The sequence below is a fragment of the Streptomyces phytophilus genome (assembly GCF_013870535.1).
Lineage (GTDB): Bacteria > Actinomycetota > Actinomycetes > Streptomycetales > Streptomycetaceae > Streptomyces > Streptomyces phytophilus.
This window is the reverse complement of record NZ_JACBXC010000005.1, coordinates 17,316-39,211: the sequence shown is the minus strand read 5'-3', so window position 1 is coordinate 39,211 and position 21,896 is coordinate 17,316. Positions and strand designations below refer to the sequence as shown.

Sequence of the window (21,896 nt, the reverse complement as noted above, 5' to 3'; positions counted from 1 at the left end):
GCCGGCGCGGGCCGCGGCGTTCTCGGCGCGGACCTCGGCGATGTTCTTCACGTCGCCCTTGTAGATCCAGACCTTCACACCGATGCGGCCGAAGGTCGTACGGGCCTCGAAGAAGCCGTAGTCGACGTTGGCGCGCAGGGTGTGCAGGGGCACCCGGCCCTCGCGGTAGAACTCCGAGCGGGACATCTCGGCGCCGCCGAGCCGCCCGCCGCACTGGATCTTGATGCCCTTCGCGCCCGCCTTCATCGAGGACTGCATGCTCTTGCGCATGGCCCGGCGGAAGGAGACACGCGAGGAGAGCTGCTCGGCGACGGCCTGGGCCACGAGCTGCGCGTCGGTCTCGGGGTTCTTGACCTCAAGGATGTTCAGCTGCACCTGCTTGCCGGTGAGCTTCTCCAGCTCGCCGCGGATGCGGTCGGCCTCCGCGCCGCGGCGGCCGATGACGATGCCCGGCCGGGCGGTGTGGATGTCGACGCGAACGCGGTCACGGGTGCGCTCGATCTCCACCTTGGAGATGCCGGCGCGCTCCATGCCCTTCGTCATCATCCGGCGGATGGCGACGTCTTCCTTGATGTAGTCCTTGTACAGCTTGTCCGCATACCAGCGCGACTTGAAGTCGGTGGTGATGCCGAGCCGGAACCCGTGCGGGTTTACCTTCTGGCCCATTACCGGGTCCCTTCCTTACTGCCGACGACCAGCGTGATGTGGCTGGTGCGCTTGCGGATCCGGTACGCCCGGCCCTGCGCGCGGGGCCGGAACCGCTTCCAGGTCGGGCCCTCGTCGACGTACGCCTCCTTGACGAAGAGGCTGCCGACGTCGGTGTGGTCGTAGTTGTGCGCCGCGTTGGCGATGGCGCTGTCCAGCACCTTGCCGACGGGCAAGCTCGCGGCCTGCGGGGCGAAACGCAGGACCGCCTGAGCCTCCGTGGCATTCATGCCACGGATGAGGTCCACCACACGGCGGGCCTTCATGGGCGTGACGCGCACATAGCGCGCGGAGGCCCTGGCTTCCATGGTTGTCCCTTCGGTGTAAGTCATGGTCTTCGCACTCCGCACGTCAGCGACGACGCGACTTGCGGTCGTCCTTGACGTGGCCCTTGAAGGTGCGGGTAGGCGCGAACTCGCCGAGCTTGTGCCCGACCATCGACTCGGTGACGAACACCGGGACGTGCTTCTTGCCGTCGTGCACCGCGATCGTGTGCCCCAGCATGGCCGGGATGATCATCGAGCGGCGGGACCAGGTCTTGATGACGTTCTTGGTGCCTGCTTCGTTCTGCGTGTCCACCTTCTTGATGAGGTGGTCGTCGACGAAGGGCCCCTTCTTCAGACTGCGCGGCATCTCTACTCCACCCGCTCCTAGCGCTTCTTGTTCGTCTTGCGGCGGCGGACGATGTACTTGCTGCTCGCCTTCTTCGGCGAGCGCGTACGGCCTTCCTTCTGGCCCCAGGGCGAGACCGGGTGGCGACCACCGGAGGTCCTGCCCTCGCCACCGCCGTGCGGGTGGTCGATCGGGTTCATCACGACACCGCGGACGGTCGGGCGCACGCCCTTCCAGCGCATGCGGCCGGCCTTGCCCCAGTTGATGTTCGACTGCTCGGCGTTGCCGACCTCGCCGACGGTGGCCCGGCAGCGGATGTCGACCAGCCGGATCTCACCGGACGGCATCCGCAGGTGGGCCATGCGGCCCTCCTTCGCCAGCAGCTGCACGTGCGCACCGGCGGAGCGCGCGAACTTGGCGCCGCCGCCGGGCTTCAGCTCGATGGCGTGGATGACGGTACCGACCGGGATGTTGCGCAGCGGCATCGCGTTGCCCGGCTTGATGTCCGCGCCGGCGCCGTTCTCGACCCGGTCGCCCTGCTTCAGGCCGGCCGGCGCGAGGATGTAGCGCTTCTCGCCGTCCGCGTAGTGCAGCAGCGCGATACGAGCGGTGCGGTTCGGGTCGTACTCGATGTGCGCGACCTTGGCGGGGACGCCGTCCTTGTCGTGCCGACGGAAGTCGATCACGCGGAAGGCGCGCTTGTGGCCACCGCCCTGGTGGCGGGCGGTCACTTGACCGGAATTGTTTCGGCCGCCCTTGCTGTGCAGCGGGCGGACCAGCGACTTCTCCGGCGTGGACCGCGTTACCTCGACGAAGTCGGCGACGCTGGCGCCACGACGGCCAGGAGTCGTCGGCTTGTACTTGCGGATACCCATTTCTTCAGTCCTCGTCCGTGACGGACAGCCCTGTCGGTCTCCCTCAGGAGACCGGGCCGCCGAAGATGTCGATGCGCTCGCCCTCGGCCACGGTCACGATGGCGCGCTTGGTGTCGGCGCGCTTGCCGTAGCCGGTGCGGGTGCGCTTGCGCTTGCCCTGGCGGTTGATCGTGTTGACCCCGATGACCTTGACCTGGAAGACCTTCTCGACGGCCTGCCGGATCTGCGTCTTGTTCGCCCGCGGGTCGACGATGAACGTGTACTTGTTCTCGTCGAGCAGCGCGTAGCTCTTCTCCGAGACGACGGGCTTGAGCAGCACGTCGCGCGGGTCGTCGTAGGTCTTGCTGGTGACGGTGAACCCGGTCGCCGTCTCGTCCGCGGCCTCGGTCTCGGTCTTGTCCATGTCGACCATCAGGCGTCGCTCCCTTCAGCCTTCTGGAGCTCGACCTCGTCGACAGGAGACTGGCTCTTGCCGCCGCCCTTGACGGGGCCGGCCACGAACCGCTCGAAGGCGGCCTGCGTGAAGACCACGTCGTCGGAGACGAGCACGTCGTACGTGTTGAGCTGACCGGCGTCCAGGATGTGCACGTCGGGCAGGTTCCGGGTCGACAGCATCGACAGGTCGTCGTCCCGCTCGATGACCAGCAGCACGTTCTTGCGCTCGCTGACCTTGCCGAGGAGGGTCTTGGCGGCCTTCGTCGAGACCTCGCCGTCCACCACGCCGGTGACGACGTGGATCCGGCCGAGGCGCGCCCGGTCCGAGAGGGCACCGCGCAGCGCGGCGGCCTTCATCTTCTTCGGGGTCCGCTGCGAGTAGTCGCGCGGCACGGGGCCGTGCACGACGCCGCCGCCCGCGAACTGCGGGGCGCGGATCGAGCCCTGGCGGGCGCGGCCGGTGCCCTTCTGGCGGTACGGCTTCTTGCCGCCGCCGCGGACCTCGCCGCGGGTCTTCACTTTGTGCGTGCCCTGACGGGCAGCGGCCAGCTGGGCGGTGACGACCTGGTGGATCAGCGGAATGCTGACCTGCGCGTCGAAGATCTCCGCGGGGAGTTCGACGGTCCCGGCCTTCTCGCCCGCCGGCGAAAGGATGTCAACGGTGCTCATTACCTCAGGCCCCCTTGGCCGCGCTACGGACCAGGACGAGGCCGCCGTTCGGACCGGGGACGGCGCCCTTGATGAGCAGCAGTCCCTTCTCCGCGTCAACGGCGTGGACGGTCAGGTTCTGGGTGGTGACCCGCTGGTTGCCCATCCGGCCGGCCATCCGCATGCCCTTGAACACGCGGCCCGGGGTGGCGCAGCCACCGATGGAGCCCGGCTTGCGGTGCACGCGGTGGGCGCCGTGGCTGGCCTTGCCGCCGGCGAAGCCATGGCGCTTCATGACACCGGCGAAGCCCTTGCCCTTGCTCTTGCCGGTCACGTCGACCCTCACGCCGGCCTCGAAGGTCTCGGCGGTCACCTCCTGGCCGAGGGTGTACTCGGAGGCATCCGCGGTGCGGATCTCCACCAGGTGGCGGCGGGGAGTGACGTCGGCCTTGGCGAAGTGGCCCTTGAGGGGCTTGTTCACCTTGCGCGGGTCGATCTCGCCGAAGGCGATCTGGACGGCGTCGTAGCCGTCGGAGTCTGCGGTGTGTACCTGGGTGACGACACAGGGGCCGGCCTTGACCACGGTCACGGGGACGACACGGTTGTTCTCGTCCCAGACCTGGGTCATGCCGAGCTTCTCGCCCAGGACACCCTTGATCTGCTTAGCCATCTCTCAGCGACCTCTCAGAGCTTGATCTCGATGTCGACGCCGGCCGGAAGGTCCAGGCGCATCAGCGAGTCAACGGTCTTGGGGGTCGGGTCGAGGATGTCGATCAGACGCTTGTGGGTGCGCATCTCGAAGTGCTCGCGGGAGTCCTTGTACTTGTGCGGCGACTTGATGACGCAGTACACGTTCTTCTCAGTGGGCAGCGGCACCGGGCCCGCGACCGACGCACCAGTGCGCGTCACCGTCTCGACGATCTTCTTCGCCGAGGAGTCGATGACCTCGTGGTCGTAGGCCTTGAGCCGGATGCGGATCTTCTGTCCCGCCATGGCTTCTCAGCTGTCCTGTTCTCGTAGCGCTCCGGCGCCCGGTGGTCTGTGCTGCGTACCCGTTCCCCGACCCACGCGGTCGGGCGTGTCGCAACCCTCCCCGCATTTCTCCCCGCGAAAGCATGTCTCCTACGGACATCCACGGCGACCCGCGGTCCGCAGGAGTTTTCCTTGCAGGAAGAGGGGGGAGGATCCCACCGAGTGCCCTGGCCTGCACCCCGCTGACGCTTCCCGGAAGATTCCCGTACTTCCGCCCCTGATGAGGGGCGACGAATACGTGGGACTCGCTTCCGGTCCTCCCGGCGGGAGGCGCGCAGCATCGACGCTCAGCCGAGCAACCCGGATAGTGTGCCATACGGCCCTCGGCTCGCGCCAATCGGCGCAAATACCACACCGCCTCAGCGCCCGGCCGGCCCCCGTCCCCGTAGGGGCGCGTGGTAGCACTCGACCTCCCAGTGCGCGTCCTGCGGGGAGCCTCCGCGCGACAGGGTGCGTACACCCGAGGCGAAGGTCACGTTGCGGTCGGCGGACAGGACGAAGAGCACGGAGAGCTCCCGGTGGCTGAACTCGACGGCCTCCTGGTAGTCCCAGTCGGCGACGACGCCGCGGGAGTCCCCGTACAGGAAGGGCCGCTGGAGGAAGTCCTGCACGTCGGCGGGGAAGTTCCCGAGGACGTCGCGGGTCTCGGGGGTGAGGCCGAGGTCGACGGTGGGGAGCGGCGGAGCGGCGCTGCGCGCCGCCGCGGGCGGGGCGGGGGGCGTAGGGGAGCTGCCGAAGGACTTCCGGCGCATGGCGCGCGCCTCCAGCAGCACCCGCGTGATGTCGTGATCGGTCCTGCCGCCGCGGCTGACGGGATCGGCCTTGCAGAGCGCGTTGGGCCCGAGGACGACGGCGCGGGGCCGGCCGGTGTGATCGAGGCGGGCCCACCACTCCAGGATGCCGCCGGCCTGGGCCTGGAGCCGGGCCCGGACATCGGGGCCGAGCATGGCCCAGCACTCCTCACGGCCGGCGATCTCTTCGAGGGGAAGCTCACCGGGCGGATGGATCCGGGCGGCGACCTCCTCGCCGCGACGGGCGGGGAGGGGGACGCCGTCGCGGGCGGATAACGCGCGCGGGGACGGCCGGGGCAGTTCGCGAGGCGTTTGCCGGGGCATTGCCAGGGACCGCCGCTCCCGCTCGGGATTCCCCGGGATCTCCGCACGCGCCATGTCGTTCCCCCTCGATCGGACCCACGCTCAGTATCCACCGGAGCCCGGTCGGTAGTCACCGGCCCGGGGAGCGGAAGCCCGGCGACGACGGCTTTGCCGCGTACGCGGGTGCCGCGGCGGGTCGGATCGGACCCGGGCCGGGAACCCGGGCGCCGCCACAGGCCCACTCGACGCCCACGAACGCCGCACCGCGGGAACTGTCGCTCCGGTCTCCCGGCCCCCGAGCGAACGCAATGGGCACGAACTCGCGGTAACCCACCCCCAAAACCAGCCCAAATCACCCACGCAGCCAGACTTTCGCCCACTCAGGCACACCCACCAAGCGCCCCCGCCCACCGCCGCTCACAACCCACAGGCCCACAGCCCGTGCGCGCACCCGGTTCACGGCACGGCGCCCTCCCCCGGCACGGTGCTCATCCGCGATCGGGGCGGGCCCGGCTCCGCTGGCCCGGCCCCCGTCCGCAGGGCACGGCATCCGTAGATTCGGTTGAGGGAGCCCGCTCCCCCCGGGCCACCCGTAGCTGCCGGTCTTTACGGGCCGGAGTCCGGGGTCAAGGGTGGGGCGAAGCCCCATCGCGTAGCGACGCTCCCGGAGCGAAGCGGAGGGGGCGCCCTTGACGCCGGACGGCGGCCCGCACACTCAGGAGTGGGGTGGCCCGGGGGGAGCCCTTACGACACCGCCCCACCCCGAACCGGCACCCCCGGAACCGACGACCCAACGAGCCTGGGCGCCCCTGCGTCCCCGTACCCCGATACCGAGCCCGCCCACCCCACCCCACACCCAACCCCCACCCGCCGCCGCTCCCCCGAACCGAACCGGACCGGACCACGCCGCACTGCCCGCGCCGGCCCCACCACAGCCGGCACGGCGTTGTCGGAGGGGCGGCCTACCCTGGGGCGGGTGTGCGGGTGAGACACCGCGGGGTCACGGAAAACGGGTCCCGACCGGGGCCGGACAGCGGGACCGGACAGCGGGCGGGACCGGACAGCGCGGCCGACGGCGGGCCAGACCCCGGCATCCTCGGCGCAGCCCCGCCCAGACCCCCGGCATCCTCAGCACGCTCCCCACCAGACCCCAGCGTCCCCGCCCCCAACCCCCTACTCCACCCCCGGCGGACCCGCCTCCACCCGGCGCAGCACCGCCGACAAACTGTCCAAGTCGGGCCCGGTCTGGAGCTGCCGCTCGTCCCACCACGTGGCGCCCTCGTCGCGCAGCGGGCCCACGATGTCCCTCGCCTTCGCCGCGTCCGGAGGTGTAGCCCCGCCGAGTACGTACTCGAAGGGCCCCTCCGCCCCGGCCGCCGCGCGCCGTTCGCGTACGTACGCGAAGAGATCCCGTACCTCCGCCAGTTCAGGTACGTATCCGTGGCGGGCCGACTCGAACAACGGCACCGCCCCGTCCCACCGTGCCGCCCGCCGCATGGGAGGGCGGCGGGGCCAGAAGCCGCCGATCCACACCGGCGGGCGGGGCTGCTGGACGGTGGCGGGGAGGAGGGTCACGTCCTGGGCCTCGTAGTGCTGACCGCTGTGGGTCACCGGCTCGCCGGACCAGAAGCGCTGGAGCAGGTCCAGGCCCTCGTCCAGCCGCTCGCCGAGCACGCGCGGCGCGGCGGTGTCGCCGAAGCTGCGGTACTCGTCCTCGATGGGACCCCCCAGACCCGCGCCGAAGATCACGCGGCCGCCGCTGAGCTGGTCGAGGGTGGCGACCTGGCGGGCGAGTTGCTGCGGGAGGTAGCGGGGGACGGGGGTGAGCAGGGGGCCCAGCCGGAGCCGGGAGGTCGCCAGCGCGGCGGCGGTCAGCAGCATCCAGGGGTCGCCGAAGGGGCGGCCCAGGTGGTGTCGGTGCAGGACGTGGTCCCAGACGAAGAGCCCGTCCCAGCCGGCCTGTTCGGCGGCGGCCGCGACGGTGGCGACGTTGCGGGGGTCGGCGAAGTCGCCGAAGTTCGGGATGTTGACGGAGAAGCGCATCCCCGCAGGATGCGCAGCACACTGTACGGAGGCAATCACCGAGGCGGCTGCCGTACGGCCAATAGTCCGCAATCACCTGCCCCGTTCCGGTCCGCCTCTCCGCCACCGGAGGAAGGTTTTCAGAGGCCACTGCCGCACGCATGCGTTCAAGGCCGCTCCTGAACCGGCCGAGTTGGCGAACGTCGCCGACGTTCCCACTCCCGCGCTCGTGGCAGGCGATCTCCTCGTCCACCGCGGTAAGGGCCCTTGCGATGGCGGCCAGCGGGTCTGCCATTTCGCTTGCGCCTCCTCACACGTGCAGGACCGCGTCGCCGTCGGCTCCGGCGCCATCGTAGAACGGGGCCCGCGGCACACGGATGCCTCGGGCCCCCGGTCCGTACCGCTACACCACCTCCCCCAGCACGTCGTCCACCGCCGTTGCCGCCACCCCGAGGGCCTTCTCCGTCTCCGAGTAATCGACGACGAACGGGTGGCCGGGCTTCACCAGCACCTCGTGCATTTCCGCCCAGAAGGGCTCCGTGAGCGCGAGCAGCGATATCTCCCGCTCGGTCATCTCCGCCATCCGCGGTTCCGGGGCGCCGGCGAGGGTGGCGAGTCGCGTGGCCAGTTCCCGTACGGGCAGCGTCGACGTCGGTGCGTGCCAGGCGCGCCCGTACGCCTCCTCCGTGCGGCTCGCCGCGATCAGTGTGCGGGCGGTGTCGCCGATCGCCGAGTAGCTGTGCGGCACGTCGAGCGGTTGCGGCACCAGGGCCGGCCTGCCGCCCAGCACCTGCCCCTGCACCATGAGGCTGAACACCGAGAACGCCCCCGCGCCGTAGAACTGCGCGGCCCGTACCTCGGTGACCCGCACCCCCGATGCCGCCGCCTCCTCCCAGACCCGGGCCCTGGCGCGGCCCTTGGGGCCCGTTGCGACCAGCGGGAGGTCCGGGGTGAGCGGGCCGCCCACCGGCCCGTACGCGTAGAGGTTGCCGAGCATGACGTACGCGGCACCCGTCCGCCGCACCGCGCTCAGCAGCGACGCCGACAGGGCCGGGAAATCCTGCGGCCAGCGGTGGTACGCCGGGGCCGCGGTGGTGAACAGCGTGTCCGCGTCCTCCGCCAGCCCGGTGAGCCGGTCGGTGTCGGTCGCGTCCGCGGCGATCCGCTCGACGAGCGGGTGGTCCGGGCCGCCGCCGGTGCGGCTGACCATCCGTACCCGCTCGCCGTCAGCGGCCAGCAGCAGCGCGGTCTTCGAGGCGGTCGCTCCGCGCCCCACGATCACATGAGTTGTCATACGGACGACGGTGCCGCCGCGCGGCCCCGTACGATACTGGCCGGAATGCCAAGTGTCCGGAGGATCAGGCCATGCACCGCATCGCCGCAGTCGCCGTGCCGCCCGTGCTGAGCTTCGACGTCTCGATCCCGCTGATGGTGTTCCACAGCGTTCCGCAGTACGAGGTGCGGGTGTGCGCGGCACGCCCCGGGCCGATGGGGACCGTCGGCGGGCCCGACATCGTCGTCCCGTACGGCCTGGAGGCGCTGGCGGGCGCCGACACGGTGATCGCCGTCGGCAGCGGGGGCGGGGAGGCGCCCGCGGAGGTTCTGGAGGCGCTGCGGAAGGCCGCCGCCGGCGGCGCGCGGATCGCGTCCCTGTGCACCGGCGCGTTCGTCCTGGCGCAGGCCGGCCTGCTCGACGGGCGCCGCGCGACGACCCACTGGGGGATGGCCGACGACCTCGCGAGCCGCTTCCCGGCCGTCGACGTGCAGCCCGACCTCCTCTTCGTCGAGGACGGCGGCATCTACACCTCCGCCGGTGCCGCGGCCGCGATCGATCTCTGTCTGCACCTGGTCGGAGTCGACTACGGGGCGTCGGTCGCGAACACCGTCGCGCGGCTCGCGGTCGTCCCTCCCGTACGGCCCGGCGGCCAGTCGCAGTTCATCGAGACCCCGCTGCCGCCCGAGCGCGGCACGTCCCTCGCGCCCACGCGCGCGTGGGCCCTCGAACGCCTCGACCTCCCGCTCACGCTCACGGACCTGGCCCGCCACGCCGGTACGAGCGTACGGACCCTGACCCGCCGCTTCCGCGCCGAGACGGGGCTGAGCCCGCTGCAGTGGCTGCTGCAACGGCGCGTCCACCGGGCCAGGGAGCTGCTGGAGACCACCGGGCATCCGGTGGACCGGGTGGCCGAGAAGAGCGGCCTGGGCAGCGCGGATTCGCTGCGCAAGCACATGGCGGCCCACGTCGGCCTCACCCCCACGGCGTACCGCGCGCACTTCGACCGGTCGCGCACAGGCGCACGCTGAGGCCGCGCCCGGCACGCCGCTCGCGACGGACCGGACCGCACACCGCGGCTACGCGGACGAAGCCGCGCCGCCGGACGGCGGCTGGGCTGTTGCCGCTTGCGCCAGCGCCCGGCGGCACAGCGTGTCCGCGGCCCGCGTGGTCTCGGGCAGGCGGTACCGCCGGGCCAGTCGCAGCGTGACCGCACACGCGTCGTCCACCCCGACCAGATGGCCGGCGGACACGTACACCGGCTTCACGCCCGTCTGCGTACGAAGAGCGCGCCCCACCGCCTCCGTCCCGTCCAGCAGCGGCGTCGACGCGCCCCGCTCGGGCCCCGGCTCGTCGCACCGGAAGTACAGCGGGTTCTTCGCCACGCCGAACGACGGAATCCCCGTCAGCACCCCCAGGTGGCTCGCCAGGCCGACGCGGCGGGGGTGGGCGATGCCGTAGCCGTCGCACACGAACACGTCGGGCGCGGCGGCCAGCTCGCGCAGCGCCGCCACGACGGCGGGGATCTCCCGGAAGGCCAACAGGCCCGAGACGTACGGGAACTCGATGCGCGACACGGCGGTCACCGAGTCGACCACGTCCAGAGTCGCCGCATCCAGCACGGCGACCGCAGCGGCACACACCCCCGCCTCGTCGTCGTACGCCACGTCGACCCCGGCCGCCGTGCGCCACCGCGCCGCGTCGCCCACGGACTCGGCCCGTACGAGCCCCCGCAACCGCTGCTGCTCCGCCACCGCGTCCTCGACGGTCCGCGGCCGGCGAAGCTCCCCGGCCAGCTCCACCCCGTACCCCTTCCGTGCCACTCCCCCGCACCGTAGCCGGGCCCCGGCCGCGGCAGCGCCGCGACCGGGGCCTGCGACCCCGCTAGTTGCGGTACCGGAACACGATCCGGCCGCGCGCCAGGTCGTACGGCGGCAGCTCCACCAGCACCCGGTCCTCCAGGTTGATCCTGATGTAGTGCTTGCGCATCTTCCCGCTGATGTGCGCGAGCACCCGGTGGCCGTTCTCCAGTTCCACGGTGAACATGGCGCTGCGCAGGCACTCCACGACCCGGCCCTCGGCCTCGATGACGTTCTTGTCCTTCGTCATCGGACCAGCTCCAGGTTGCTGCTCACGGGCCGGGCGCCGACGCCCTCGAAGAGCGCCGTGGCCGCCCGGTTGGACTCGTGGACCTCGGTCCAGGCCGCGGTGGTCCCGGAGCGGTGCAGCGCCCCCAGGGCGTGCGCCAGCAGCGCCCGCGCGATGCCGCGGCGCTGCTCGCCGGCCCGTACCGCGACGAGCCCGACGCGGGACCGGTTCACGGTCACCACGCGGATCAGGCCGAGGTAGCGGCCCGGCGCGGCGGCCACCGCGTACTTCGCCGGGTCGACGACTGTGTCGCCCGCGGGGCGGATGATCACCTCCGCGGGCATCGACTGCCACCACCCGGCGGCCGCCTCGACCTCGTCCCGGATCGTACGGTCCACCGCCCGCAGCAGGCCCTCGTCCGCCTCACCGGCGGGAAGGACCGTCACGCCGGCGGGCGGCAGTACGCCGTCGAGCCCGGTATCCTGCGGATCGGTGGGCATGACGTACTCCCACTCGCGCCGCCCGACCGTGAACCCGGCCCGCCGCCAGGCGTCCGTCATCGCGGCGTCGGCTTCATCAACCACCGTGTACAGCGGCGCGGGCAGTTCCGGCAGCATCGCCCCGGCGATGCGGTCGAAGGTGTCCGCGTGCCAGGCGTCGATACCGACGAACAAACGGCCGTCGGCCCGGTACTCCGCGTACCCGCTGCCGACGACCAGGTCGTCATCCAGTGCCTGCCATTGCCTGTCCGCGACACGCGTGATCGTCACCGCGCTGCCGCTCAGGCCGGAGAGGAAAGGCTTCGCATCCATCGGCGTCTCCCTCCAGGAGTGCCTCGATCTCAGGCGCTCCCGGCGACACCGAACGTCAGCCGCCGGACCGTGACGGATCGAGGGAGCACCCACGGATAACTGCGTTCACGGGTCTCACCTCCACAAGCCGACTCCACGGTCCACCACGACGGTAGCCCCCAACACCACCCCGCTCAAACCGCTTTCCGCGCTCTACCGCAGGAGCTGGGTGCCCACGTCCGTCAGTCGCTCCTGGGCTCCTCGTCGAACTGGATGCTCTTCAACAGGAGCACGAGGTGCCGCGCGTACATGTCCCAGTGGTCCAGATCCGGCGTCTGGACAGCGACCACGACCATCTCCTCACGGCCGGCCGACAACTCCCGGGGCACCGGTACGAACGCTTGGAGTTCACCGGCCGGCACCACAGCACCGCCCTCAGCGGCGGACCGCTCCCCCTCCGCCGACAGGCCGATCTGCCGTGCGAAGACGGACGCCGGCCCGCAGGGTAAGTCGAACGGCTTGGCGGCTATCGCATCGTCCTCGGGGCCGCGCAGAGCATGCGGGAATCCTCGCGAGGCGAGATGAGCGTCACCGTAGGCGAGAGGCTGAGCAGCCACGAGCAGAACGCCGAACCGCGACTGGTCCCCCTCCCCCGGCCAGTACGCCCCCGCGTACATGGCACCGAGGGCTTGCAACGCAGCAGACCACTGCTGCAGCTGAACCGTTTGGTTCTCCGCTGCGTCGCCCGCAACTCCTATCGCAGCAGCAGGGCCGGTCACGAACTCGCGGGCCTGGGCCAGAGTCAACCCGACAGGAATCTGGCCATAGCCCGCAGGAACCTCGAAGGTCACCAATGCCATGGGGTACGCCCTCAATCTCCGTTATGAGGCGACGGGGGCGGGATGAATCCCCGCTCAACCGCCTGCTGCAGCTCGAATGTCTCCACCGTCTGCTGATGCCGTCTGAGACGCTTACTGGGCAACCATGGCGTGAGTGCTCCGACGAGGACGAATGGGACCCCGACGAGCAAGATCGGGATGATAACCTCTGCCCTGGCGCGAAGATTCCAGACGGCGATCGCGATCAGTGCAGCGAGAATTGCTGACACGCGCAGACCCCATGCCTTGTTCCGAAGCATGCCCAGGGCGTAACGCGCCTTGGCCGCTTCCAACGGGTCGATACGGGGGCCCATGTGTACAGGGAGTGGGACCCGCGGTTGCGGGCGCCCCCAAACCCCATGCTGACGGTAGTGGTTGACGGACCACCAAGCCCTGGAACGTCCGTGCTCCCCGTCGTCACGCTCGAACACAAGCCGCTGGATTCCCGGACCGTAGTAGACGAACCTGAACGTATAGCCGAACTCGTAGGCCATATCGATGATCTTCGGTACGTCCCAGGCCCGACTGTTAGAGATCGTAATGTCGAAGGTCGCGCGACCGTCGAAGTGGCTGATGATCTCCTCGTCATCCACGACCCCGTGATCCCCTTTCACGACCTTCAGGCCGACTTCCATGCATTCTCGAAGCCGACAAGCATCGCGCCGGCTCCCCCGGGCAGGAACATCTCTGCTTTCTGTCGGTTACCCTTCGGCACGAAGTTCTCAAAGACCTGCGGGTTCGTGTACAGCCCGAGCCAGGAGTCGGCCAATCCCAGATTGGACGCACCTGAGGCATGCGAACTCCTCGCGATGGCTTGTCCGGTATTCCCAATGAACCTCACGTTCGCCCCAAACGGGACAGCGCCTACGGCATCCTGCGCAAGCGTGCGGTCCGAAACGTCGGCACCGGCTATCCGAGCCACGCTGTGCGCAGCGAAAGCAATCGTCGCCGTGCCGGCCGCAGCTTGGCCAATGGCACCACCGACCAGTGCGAGGTGCGGAACCCGAGTCACCCATGCCGCGGCGTAGAACGCCATGGAGACAGCCCCGAGAACAGCGCTGACGGCCGCGAACACATCTCCGATCGCAGCGATGTTGGCGGCGTGGTCCTCCACCCACTGGATGACGTCGTCGGCGAGCTTCGCGATGCCCTCTGTCACCGTCTCCAGGTACTCGCCGAACGAGCCGGACAGATCGCTGATCGTGTCGGCGATCTTGTCGAACAGCCCCGGTTCGTCAGGGGCGATCTCCATTGCGCCGCGGAGGCGGTTCGCGACCATCTGGCCCTCGGCCCGGTAGTCGTCGGCGAGGGAGCGGGCGCGGCGCCGCACGTCTTCCAGCTGCACGGACGCGTCGTCGACCGCACCCTGCGCCTCTCGGCGCTGTCCCTCCTCGTCGGCCCGATCGGGCTTGGCCCCTGCCGTGCTGGCTTTCCGGTATCGGTCCGGGGAGCCCTCGGCAGGGGGCTCGTCATCGGTGGCCGCGGCCAGCCTGCGTAGCGCCTTGCTCAGTTCGCGCTCGGCGTCCTCGGCCTCCCGCTCCAACTGACGTGCCGTAGCCTGCTCGACGCGCATGTACTCAGCCCAGCCCTCCAGGGCGGTGGCGGCCATGCCGAAGGAGTCACGGGCCTCGTCCATCTTGGGCCGGAAGTCGTCATCGAACTTCTCCCGGAAAGCCTCCGCCGCCTTGCCTTTCCAGTCGCCGGGGCCGGTCCCGTGCAACACGTGGCAGATCTCCGAAAGCGCCCGTGCCGTCCGCCGCACCACTTTCGCGACGTCCTCAGCGCCTTCCACATCACCCGGGCAGGGCATGAACCCGAGGGAGGAGAAGTCGGCCGGCCGTAACTCACTCACTTGCGCCCCCCGCGGGCCTGGGAGCGCGTTCGCGGGAGCGCGTCGGCAAGCTCACCGTCCACCCGCTGAAACTCCTGCTTGACCTTCAACAGGGCTTCCGACGCGGCGTCCGAGAACTTTTCGATCTGCCCGATGCCGTACGACCACTCGTCCCCGAAGTCATCCATTCGACGAGCCAGCGCATCCACACCCATCGACCAGCCGTCGACGTCCTCCATCTCCCGCCCCGGCCGCTTCATCAACTCCGATATGCGCTCGATGTTGCGCCGGACCCGGTCGAGAGTCTCCATGTCCACGTACAGATCGCTCACGTACCCCTCCTGACCCGTGTCATCGGACGACGGACTGGATCTCGTCGACCTCCAGTTCGGTGGTCGCGCCGAAGGAGCCGTCGGGCAGATCGCCGCCGGTGCCGCCCGAGCCTTCCCATTCGATGGACCAGTTGATCGTCGCGCGGAACGGGTAGGTCTCACCGTCCGGCGTGGCACGCAGGTAGGTCAGCCCGCACGGCGGCGTCTCCTCCTCCGATCCGGAGGTGTACGGGGTGCCGATGGAGCCGTCGTCGTCGATGGGGCAGGTGCCCGAGGAAGGGTGCAGCTCGACATCGTCGGTGCCGGGGTCGAGGGTGAGCGAGACCGGGGTGGCGGTCGTCCTGGCCCACAGGCCCAGCACCGGCACCTCGGCGGTGACGGAAACCGGCTCGAAGGTGGCGGCGTCCAGCCAGGCCCAGGTCGGGAGGTTCACCTTCTGCGCCCTCTGCGCGTCGGGCTTGAGGCTGATCTCGATGTCCGGCACGCGGATACGGTCGTACGCGATCCCGGCGAGGATCTCCGGCGTCACCGCGTTCGCGTACTGGGCCGGCGGCGGGTCACCCTCGTCCACCCAGAACGGCCCGTCATCGCACTCCAGCGCCCCCGGGACGCCCCCACCTCCTTCCGGCACGTAGCCGTCCCACCAGTAGCCCTCGCCGGTCTTGGCCATGTTGAAGTTCTTGTACGTTCCCGGCGTGTCCCCGCCGGCTACGTACTTGTCCCGCTGCATGTTGTCGAACTCACTGCCGGTGGAGCCCAACGACCAGGTGTGCTCCCGCTCCTTCTTCAACTGCTTCGGCGTGTACATCGGCACGTACCAGCACGGCGGCGGCGACCAGTCCCCCACCGGATCCAACGCCCCACCGGAACCACCCGAGCCACCGCCTCCGGACCCGTTGGCCGAGTCGTCGACCACGATCCCGCCCGCGCCGGCATCCAACATCTGCCCAGCCGCGTCCCCATCGGTAAACTCTTTGCCATCCCCCTCGTTTCGCCCATCGAAATCCTTGTTGGCGTGGGCCGGGGCCACGCTGGCAAACACCAGGCCCAGTGCCATCGTGGCAGCACATAAGAGTCGCCGGGTTACCTTCACGGCTGACACTGCGCCGCCCCCCTTTCGGAGATGAGCTGCTCCGTAATCCAGACGCCGCCCTCGCCCTTTCGGAGTTTGGTGTTGTAGACGACGTAGCTGTCCGCTGTCACAGGCGTTTCGTCGACCTTCCCCGTGTCCAGGAACTTGTTGAACGCCTTCGACTGGTCCTCGCAGTAGATCAGGTTCGCAGTGCCGTCTTCCTCCAGCGAGAGCTGCTCCGCGTAGTAGCGGACGGTGCCCGTCGTACGGGCCTTGTGATCAACGAAGCGCTGGATCGTCTCCTCAGCCCCGGCTGCTGCCTCCCCGTAGTAGTAGAAGCGGTAGGCCGCATGGGCCGGGTCTTGTTCGGCGATGGCCATGTCCAGCGACTTGATGCGCTCCTCGGTGTCCCGCAGCACGGCGTCCTTGTCCGGATCGCCGGTCTTCGACCACTCGAACTCGTACGTGACGTCCTTCGGCAGCTTGATCTCCGGTCTGCCCGCCTCCTCCTCCGAAGGGCTCGGCGACGGCGACTTCTCCGCCTTGTCGGCGCCCTGGATCTTGTCGTCCGGCGGGGTGTCGCCGTCCTCGTCGCTGCCGCAGGCGGTCAGTAGCAGGCTCAGGGCGGCGGCAGCCGCAAGCGCGGCGGCGGAAAGGGCGCGGGGGGACACGATCAACTCCCAGTCACGGTGACGATACGTCAGAAGCCGACGCTATAGGAGCCGCAGCAGCGTTCACTACCCCCACTTTCGGGCCTGTGGACAACACCCTGCGAAAATGCATTCCACTTCCGCTCCCACCAGGCAACTGGAATTCCATCCCCACGACGAAAGAGGCGGGTTGCCTGAACAGGCATATCCGCCCCGCGCACGCCGAAGGCCCCGGTCCGCCGAAGGAATCGGCGGGCCGGGGCCCCGGGACGTCGTACCGTCAGGTCACTTGAGGATCTTCGTGACCTGGCCGGCGCCCACCGTCCGGCCACCCTCGCGGATGGCGAACTTCAGGCCCTCCTCCATGGCGATGGGCTGGATCAGCTCCACCTTCATGTCGGTGTTGTCGCCCGGCATGACCATCTCCGTGCCCTCGGGGAGGTGCACGACGCCGGTCACGTCGGTGGTGCGGAAGTAGAACTGCGGGCGGTAGTTGTTGAAGAACGGGGTGTGCCTACCGCCCTCGTCCTTCGACAGGATGTACGCCGTCGCCTCGAACTCGGTGTGCGGGGTGACGGTGCCCGGCTTGATGATGACCTGGCCGCGCTCGACGTCCTCGCGCTTGATGCCGCGGAGGAGGAGGCCGACGTTCTCACCGGCCTGGCCCTCGTCCAGCAGCTTGCGGAACATCTCGATGCCCGTGACCGTGGTCTTGGTCGTCTCTTCCTTGATGCCGATGATCGCGACTTCCTCGTTCACCTTGAGGATGCCGCGCTCGATGCGGCCGGTGACGACGGTGCCACGACCGGTGATCGTGAAAACGTCCTCGATCGGCATCAGGAACGGCTTGTCGATCTCGCGGACCGGCTCCGGGATGGACTCGTCGACGGCCTTCATCAGGTCGAGGACGGTCTTGCCCCACTCGGCGTCGCCCTCCAGCGCCTTCAGCGCGGAGACCTTGACGACCGGGACATCGTCGCCCGGGAACTCGTACTCGGAGAGAAGCTCACGGACCTCAAGCTCGACGAGCTCCATGATCTCTTCGTCGTCCACCATGTCGGCCTTGTTCAGCGCGACGACGATGTACGGCACGCCGACCTGGCGGGCGAGCAGCACGTGCTCCTTGGTCTGCGGCATCGGACCGTCGGTGGCGGCGACCACGAGGATCGCGCCGTCCATCTGGGCGGCACCGGTGATCATGTTCTTGATGTAGTCCGCGTGACCAGGGCAGTCGACGTGCGCATAGTGCCGCGACTCGGTCTGGTATTCGACGTGCGCGATGGAGATCGTAATACCGCGCTGCTTCTCTTCCGGAGCCTTGTCGATCTGGTCGAAGGCCGAAGCCTCGTTCAGGTCCGGATAAGCGTCGTGCAGCACCTTGGTGATCGCCGCGGTAAGAGTGGTCTTGCCGTGGTCGATATGACCGATGGTGCCGATGTTGACGTGCGGCTTAGTCCGCTCGAACTTCGCCTTCGCCACTGGGGTCCTCCTGTGGACTGGTGCTGTACGCCCCCCGCCTTCTACGGAGGGGTTCAGGTGGTCGTTCCGAACCGGTCAGGACCCCTAGGGGGATGCCCTTGACCTGTCCGCCTGTGGTCGGCAGCCGGGGTGCCCGCCACAGCTCCCTGAGGGATCTGCGGCGGTATACCCTGTATGCCGTTTGCTACAGCCTACGGCTTCACTCGCCCTTGGCCTTCGCGATGATCTCCTCGGCGACGTTCTTGGGAACCTCGGCGTAGGAGTCGAACTGCATGGAGTAGCTCGCCCGGCCGGACGTCTTGCTGCGCAGGTCGCCGACGTAGCCGAACATCTCCGACAGCGGGACCAGACCGGTGACCAGCTTGGCACCGCTCCGGTCCTCCATGGACTGGATCTGTCCACGGCGCGAGTTGATGTCGCCGATCACGTCGCCCATGTAGTCCTCGGGCGTCGTGACCTCGACCTTCATCATCGGCTCCAGCAGGACCGGAGCGGCCTTGCGGGCGGCCTCCTTGAAGGCCATCGAGCCGGCGATCTTGAAGGCCATCTCGGACGAGTCCACCTCGTGGTAGGCACCGTCCAGCAGGCGCACACGCACGCCCGTCAGCGGGTATCCGGCGAGGATGCCGAATTCCATGGCCTCCTGGCTGCCCGCGTCCACCGAGGGGATGTACTCCTTGGGGATGCGGCCGCCGGTGACCTCGTTGACGAACTCGTAGCCGTCGCCCTCCAGCGGTTCGAGCGCGATGATGACGCGCGCGAACTGGCCGGAGCCGCCGGTCTGCTTCTTGTGCGTGTACTCGTGCTTCGCCACCGGCCGGCGAACCGTCTCGCGGTACGCCACCTGCGGCTTACCGACGTTCGCCTCGACCTTGAACTCGCGCTTCATACGGTCGACCAGCACGTCCAGGTGCAGTTCGCCCATGCCCGAGATGATGGTCTGGCCGGTCTCCTCGTCGGTCTTGACCCGGAAAGACGGGTCCTCCTCGGCGAGGCGCTGGATCGCGACGCCCAGCTTCTCCTGGTCGCCCTTGGACTTCGGCTCGATGGCGACCTCGATCACCGGGGCCGGGAAGTCCATGGACTCCAGGATCACCGGCTTCGCCGGGTCGCTGAGGGTCTCGCCGGTGGTGGTCTGCTTCAGACCCATGACGGCGACGATGTCGCCGGCACCCACCGATTCGATCTCCTCACGCTTGTTGGCGTGCATCCGGTAGATCTTGCCGATGCGCTCCTTGCGGCCCTTGACCGAGTTCTGCACCTGCGAGCCGGAGTTCAGCCGGCCCGAGTAGACCCGGATGAACGTCAGCTTGCCCAGGTGCGGGTCGCTGGCGATCTTGAAGGCGAGCGCGGAGAGCGGCTCCTCCTCCGAAGGACGGCGGACGATGACCTCGTCGGGGTTGCCGACGGCGTGCCCCTCGATGGCCTCGACGTCCAGCGGCGACGGCAGGTACCGCACGATCGCGTCCAGCAGGGGCTGCACGCCCTTGTTCTTGAACGCGGTGCCGCAGAACACCGGGGTGACGGTGGTGCCCTCGCCCTTGCCGGAGTTGATGGTGATACGGCGCACGGCCGCGTGGAGCTGCTCCTCGGTGGGCTCCTCGCCCTCCAGGTACAGCTCCATCATCTCCTCGTCGTTCTCGGCGACGGCTTCGAGCAGCGTGCCCCGCCACTCGTCGGCCGCCTCAAGGTGCGTCTCGGGGATGTCGACGACGTCGTACGCCTCGCCGAGCTTGGCCTCGGGCGACCAGACGAACGCCTTCATGCGGACCAGGTCCACGACGCCCTTGAAGTCGGCCTCGGTGCCGATCGGGAGCTGCATGACCAGCGGGGTCGCGCCCAGCCGGTCGGTGATCATGTCGACGCAGCGGTGGAACTCGGCGCCCGTGCGGTCCAGCTTGTTGACGAAGCAGATGCGCGGGACGCCGTAGCGGTCGGCCTGGCGCCACACGGTCTCGGACTGCGGCTCGACCCCGGCCACACCGTCGAACACCGTCACCGCACCGTCGAGCACGCGCAGCGAGCGCTCCACCTCGACGGTGAAGTCGACGTGGCCCGGGGTGTCGATGATGTTGATGGTGTGGTCGACCTCATCGAGCGGCCAGTGGCAGGTCGTCGCGGCAGACGTGATCGTGATGCCGCGCTCCTGCTCCTGCGCCATCCAGTCCATCGTGGCTGCGCCGTCGTGGACCTCACCGATCTTGTACGAGACACCGGTGTAGTACAGGATCCGCTCGGTGGTGGTCGTCTTGCCCGCGTCGATGTGGGCCATGATCCCAATGTTGCGGACCTTGGCCAGGTCAAGTGAAGTGGTGGCCATGTTGGCTCAGTCTTCTCTCTCGTAACTACGGGGTTCTCGACTACCAGCGGTAGTGCGCGAAGGCCTTGTTGGCGTCGGCCATCTTGTGGGTGTCCTCGCGGCGCTTGACGGAGGCGCCCAGGCCGTTGCTGGCGTCCAGCAGCTCGTTCATGAGCCGCTCGGTCATCGTCTTCTCGCGGCGGGCGCGGGAGTAACCCACGAGCCAGCGCAGCGCGAGCGTGGCGGACCGGCCGGGCTTGACCTCGACCGGGACCTGGTACGTCGCGCCACCGACGCGGCGGGACTTGACCTCGATGGCCGGCTTGACGTTCTCCAGGGCGCGCTTCAGCGTGATGACCGGGTCGTTGCCGGTCTTCTCGCGCAGGCCCTCCATGGCGCCGTACACGATGCGCTCGGCGGTGGAGCGCTTGCCGTGCAGCAGCACCTTGTTGATCAGGGAGGTCACCAGAGGAGAGTTGTAGACCGGGTCGATGTGCACCGGTCGCTTCGGGGCGGGGCCCTTACGAGGCATGCTTACTTCTCCTTCTTGGCGCCGTAGCGGCTGCGGGCCTGCTTGCGGTTCTTGACACCCTGGGTGTCGAGCGAACCACGGATGATCTTGTAGCGAACGCCCGGCAGGTCCTTCACACGGCCACCGCGCACGAGCACGATCGAGTGCTCCTGCAGGTTGTGCCCCTCACCCGGGATGTAAGCGGTGACCTCGATCCCGCTGGTCAGACGCACACGCGCGACCTTACGCAGGGCCGAGTTCGGCTTCTTCGGGGTGGTGGTGAACACACGCGTGCAAACGCCGCGGCGCTGGGGCGAACCCTCAAGCGCGGGCGTCTTGTTCTTCTCGACCTTGTCCTGCCGGCCCTTGCGGACCAGCTGCTGGATCGTAGGCACGGTTTCTCCGGTTTCTGTGTGCCGATCTCGATACTTCTAACCTGGGGTTTGTCCGTGAAGACCGGCCGGCCCCCGACCCACGCGGTCGGGTGTGTCGCAAGCCCCGTACGTCCCCGCCAGTCTCACGGGGAAGTGCAGCTCTTCGGTGTCACAGCCTCGGCGCCTTCGCGGGAGCGCCCCCGCGCACGCGAAGACCCGGGGACACCCCAGGCACAAGGTCAGAGGGTACCTACAGCCACCCGCTCCGGTCAAAACAAAAAGACATAAGGGACGACGGACCCGGGTACAGTTATGCGCCGCTGCTGGCCACGGCGGCCACGATGAGGGCGATGAACGCCACGAAGCTCAGCGCCAGATAGCCGATGACCAGGCCCGCAAGCGCCATGCCGTCGCCCTGCTCGCCGGTCCTGCGGATCTCGGCGCGCGCCTTGTGCCCCAGGATGATCGCCGGGATGAACGTCACGCCGACCACCGGCACCAGCGCCCCGCACACCAGCGCGCCGATCGCCGTGCTGTTCGTGCCCGCTGGGGGCGGCAGGACGGGTACGGGCTGGAAGGTGCGCGGCACCACGGCCGGCATCGTCGGAATGCCGACGGGGCCCTGTGGCAGGTCGGAGATGAGCAGGTGCAGCTCGCCGTAGGTCTGCGCCTCGTACGCCGTCGACATGCGCTGCTCGTACTCCGGCTGGGTGAGCCTGCCCTCGGCGAACCCGGCCTTGATCACATCGACCGTCCGCTCCCGGTCGGCGTGCGAGGCACGCATGGACGGAGGCCGGCTTTGGTCCCACGGCTGCATGGACACTCAGGAACCTCCCCACCCGCGGCATCCGCGTGCCGCGTGCTTTCTATTCTGCTGGACGCTCGGGGCGCCGAG

Annotated in this window: 26 protein-coding genes; 1 reads left to right on the top strand and 25 read right to left on the bottom strand. The window is 69.2% G+C overall.

Going from position 1 to position 21,896, the window contains the following annotated elements; translation table 11 throughout:
- The 11 genes from rpsC to H5J30_RS01005 form a co-directional block, all read right to left on the bottom strand.
- Positions 1 to 666 (bottom strand): 30S ribosomal protein S3 (gene rpsC, locus H5J30_RS01055; protein ID WP_181785226.1); only part of this gene is annotated, 666 nt, incomplete at its 3' end.
- Complete coding sequence (rplV, locus tag H5J30_RS01050; RefSeq protein WP_181785225.1) at positions 666 to 1,013, bottom strand: 50S ribosomal protein L22; 348 nt, start codon at positions 1,011 to 1,013, stop codon at positions 666 to 668. The genes rpsC and rplV, both read right to left, overlap by 1 nt.
- Before the next feature lie 43 nt (positions 1,014 to 1,056).
- Positions 1,057 to 1,338: a 30S ribosomal protein S19 gene (rpsS, locus tag H5J30_RS01045; protein WP_018834844.1), complete on the bottom strand. Its 282-nt coding sequence runs from the start codon at positions 1,336 to 1,338 to the stop codon at positions 1,057 to 1,059.
- A gap of 17 nt (positions 1,339 to 1,355) precedes the next feature.
- Complete coding sequence (rplB, locus tag H5J30_RS01040) at positions 1,356 to 2,192, bottom strand: 50S ribosomal protein L2 (RefSeq protein WP_181785224.1); 837 nt, start codon at positions 2,190 to 2,192, stop codon at positions 1,356 to 1,358.
- Between the two features lie 43 nt (positions 2,193 to 2,235).
- On the bottom strand, positions 2,236 to 2,604 hold the full coding sequence (gene rplW, locus H5J30_RS01035) for a 50S ribosomal protein L23 (protein WP_181785223.1): 369 nt from the start codon (positions 2,602 to 2,604) through the stop codon (positions 2,236 to 2,238).
- Complete coding sequence (rplD, locus tag H5J30_RS01030) at positions 2,604 to 3,296, bottom strand: 50S ribosomal protein L4 (protein ID WP_037740084.1); 693 nt, start codon at positions 3,294 to 3,296, stop codon at positions 2,604 to 2,606. Before rplD ends, rplW begins: the two co-directional genes overlap by 1 nt.
- A 4-nt stretch (positions 3,297 to 3,300) precedes the next feature.
- A complete protein-coding gene (rplC, locus tag H5J30_RS01025; protein ID WP_181785222.1) occupies positions 3,301 to 3,945 on the bottom strand; it encodes a 50S ribosomal protein L3 in 645 nt (214 codons plus the stop codon).
- A gap of 14 nt (positions 3,946 to 3,959) precedes the next feature.
- A complete protein-coding gene (rpsJ, locus tag H5J30_RS01020; RefSeq protein ID WP_003948644.1) occupies positions 3,960 to 4,268 on the bottom strand; it encodes a 30S ribosomal protein S10 in 309 nt (102 codons plus the stop codon).
- Between the two features lie 398 nt (positions 4,269 to 4,666).
- The gene (locus H5J30_RS01015) at positions 4,667 to 5,254 is read right to left on the bottom strand and encodes a hypothetical protein (protein WP_258562995.1); all 588 of its coding nucleotides are present in this window, start codon (positions 5,252 to 5,254) and stop codon (positions 4,667 to 4,669) included.
- Positions 5,255 to 6,574: 1,320 nt separating this feature from the next.
- Positions 6,575 to 7,444: an LLM class flavin-dependent oxidoreductase gene (locus tag H5J30_RS01010; protein ID WP_181785220.1), complete on the bottom strand. Its 870-nt coding sequence runs from the start codon at positions 7,442 to 7,444 to the stop codon at positions 6,575 to 6,577.
- Between the two features lie 382 nt (positions 7,445 to 7,826).
- Positions 7,827 to 8,717, bottom strand: a complete 891-nt coding sequence (locus tag H5J30_RS01005) for a Rossmann-fold NAD(P)-binding domain-containing protein (RefSeq protein WP_220188405.1) — start codon at positions 8,715 to 8,717, stop codon at positions 7,827 to 7,829.
- Between the two features lie 71 nt (positions 8,718 to 8,788).
- Here H5J30_RS01005 and H5J30_RS01000 point away from each other — a divergent pair, with 71 nt between their 5' ends.
- Entirely contained in the window at positions 8,789 to 9,727 is a 939-nt protein-coding gene (locus H5J30_RS01000; protein ID WP_181785219.1) for a GlxA family transcriptional regulator, read from the top strand.
- 48 nt (positions 9,728 to 9,775) lie between these two features.
- On the opposite strand, the gene H5J30_RS00995 is transcribed toward H5J30_RS01000, so the two are convergent.
- From H5J30_RS00995 to H5J30_RS00930, 14 genes are all read right to left on the bottom strand, one after another.
- On the bottom strand, positions 9,776 to 10,498 hold the full coding sequence (locus tag H5J30_RS00995; RefSeq protein WP_181785227.1) for an endonuclease V: 723 nt from the start codon (positions 10,496 to 10,498) through the stop codon (positions 9,776 to 9,778).
- Between the two features lie 82 nt (positions 10,499 to 10,580).
- Positions 10,581 to 10,805, bottom strand: coding sequence for a translation initiation factor IF-1 (gene infA, locus H5J30_RS00990; RefSeq protein WP_018834859.1), 225 nt, complete (start codon positions 10,803 to 10,805; stop codon positions 10,581 to 10,583).
- Positions 10,802 to 11,596, bottom strand: a complete 795-nt coding sequence (locus H5J30_RS00985; RefSeq protein WP_181785218.1) for a GNAT family N-acetyltransferase — start codon at positions 11,594 to 11,596, stop codon at positions 10,802 to 10,804. The genes infA and H5J30_RS00985 overlap by 4 nt, the downstream gene beginning before the upstream one ends.
- Before the next feature lie 221 nt (positions 11,597 to 11,817).
- On the bottom strand, positions 11,818 to 12,435 hold the full coding sequence (locus H5J30_RS00980) for a hypothetical protein (RefSeq protein WP_181785217.1): 618 nt from the start codon (positions 12,433 to 12,435) through the stop codon (positions 11,818 to 11,820).
- A gap of 11 nt (positions 12,436 to 12,446) precedes the next feature.
- Positions 12,447 to 13,046, bottom strand: a complete 600-nt coding sequence (locus tag H5J30_RS00975) for a hypothetical protein (protein ID WP_220188404.1) — start codon at positions 13,044 to 13,046, stop codon at positions 12,447 to 12,449.
- Positions 13,047 to 13,072: 26 nt separating this feature from the next.
- On the bottom strand, positions 13,073 to 14,305 hold the full coding sequence (locus H5J30_RS00970) for a putative T7SS-secreted protein (protein ID WP_181785215.1): 1,233 nt from the start codon (positions 14,303 to 14,305) through the stop codon (positions 13,073 to 13,075).
- Positions 14,302 to 14,616, bottom strand: a complete 315-nt coding sequence (locus tag H5J30_RS00965) for a hypothetical protein (RefSeq protein WP_181785214.1) — start codon at positions 14,614 to 14,616, stop codon at positions 14,302 to 14,304. The genes H5J30_RS00970 and H5J30_RS00965 overlap by 4 nt, the downstream gene beginning before the upstream one ends.
- 19 nt (positions 14,617 to 14,635) lie before the next feature.
- Complete coding sequence (locus H5J30_RS00960) at positions 14,636 to 15,673, bottom strand: hypothetical protein (RefSeq protein ID WP_181785213.1); 1,038 nt, start codon at positions 15,671 to 15,673, stop codon at positions 14,636 to 14,638.
- A 32-nt stretch (positions 15,674 to 15,705) separates the two neighbouring features.
- Entirely contained in the window at positions 15,706 to 16,359 is a 654-nt protein-coding gene (locus H5J30_RS00955; protein ID WP_181785212.1) for a hypothetical protein, read from the bottom strand.
- 264 nt (positions 16,360 to 16,623) lie between these two features.
- Positions 16,624 to 17,817 (bottom strand): elongation factor Tu, encoded by a 1,194-nt coding sequence (gene tuf, locus H5J30_RS00950; RefSeq protein ID WP_018834867.1) that lies wholly within the window; start codon positions 17,815 to 17,817, stop codon positions 16,624 to 16,626.
- Between the two features lie 199 nt (positions 17,818 to 18,016).
- Positions 18,017 to 20,137, bottom strand: a complete 2,121-nt coding sequence (fusA, locus tag H5J30_RS00945) for an elongation factor G (RefSeq protein WP_181785211.1) — start codon at positions 20,135 to 20,137, stop codon at positions 18,017 to 18,019.
- Positions 20,138 to 20,177: 40 nt separating this feature from the next.
- Positions 20,178 to 20,648: a 30S ribosomal protein S7 gene (gene rpsG, locus H5J30_RS00940; protein ID WP_018834869.1), complete on the bottom strand. Its 471-nt coding sequence runs from the start codon at positions 20,646 to 20,648 to the stop codon at positions 20,178 to 20,180.
- Between the two features lie 2 nt (positions 20,649 to 20,650).
- A complete protein-coding gene (gene rpsL, locus H5J30_RS00935; protein WP_003948652.1) occupies positions 20,651 to 21,022 on the bottom strand; it encodes a 30S ribosomal protein S12 in 372 nt (123 codons plus the stop codon).
- Positions 21,023 to 21,311: 289 nt separating this feature from the next.
- Positions 21,312 to 21,785 carry a DUF1707 and DUF4190 domain-containing protein gene (locus tag H5J30_RS00930; protein WP_181785210.1) on the bottom strand — a complete coding sequence of 158 codons (474 nt, stop codon included), beginning with the start codon at positions 21,783 to 21,785 and terminating at the stop codon, positions 21,312 to 21,314.
- Between the last annotated feature and the right edge of the window lie 111 nt (positions 21,786 to 21,896).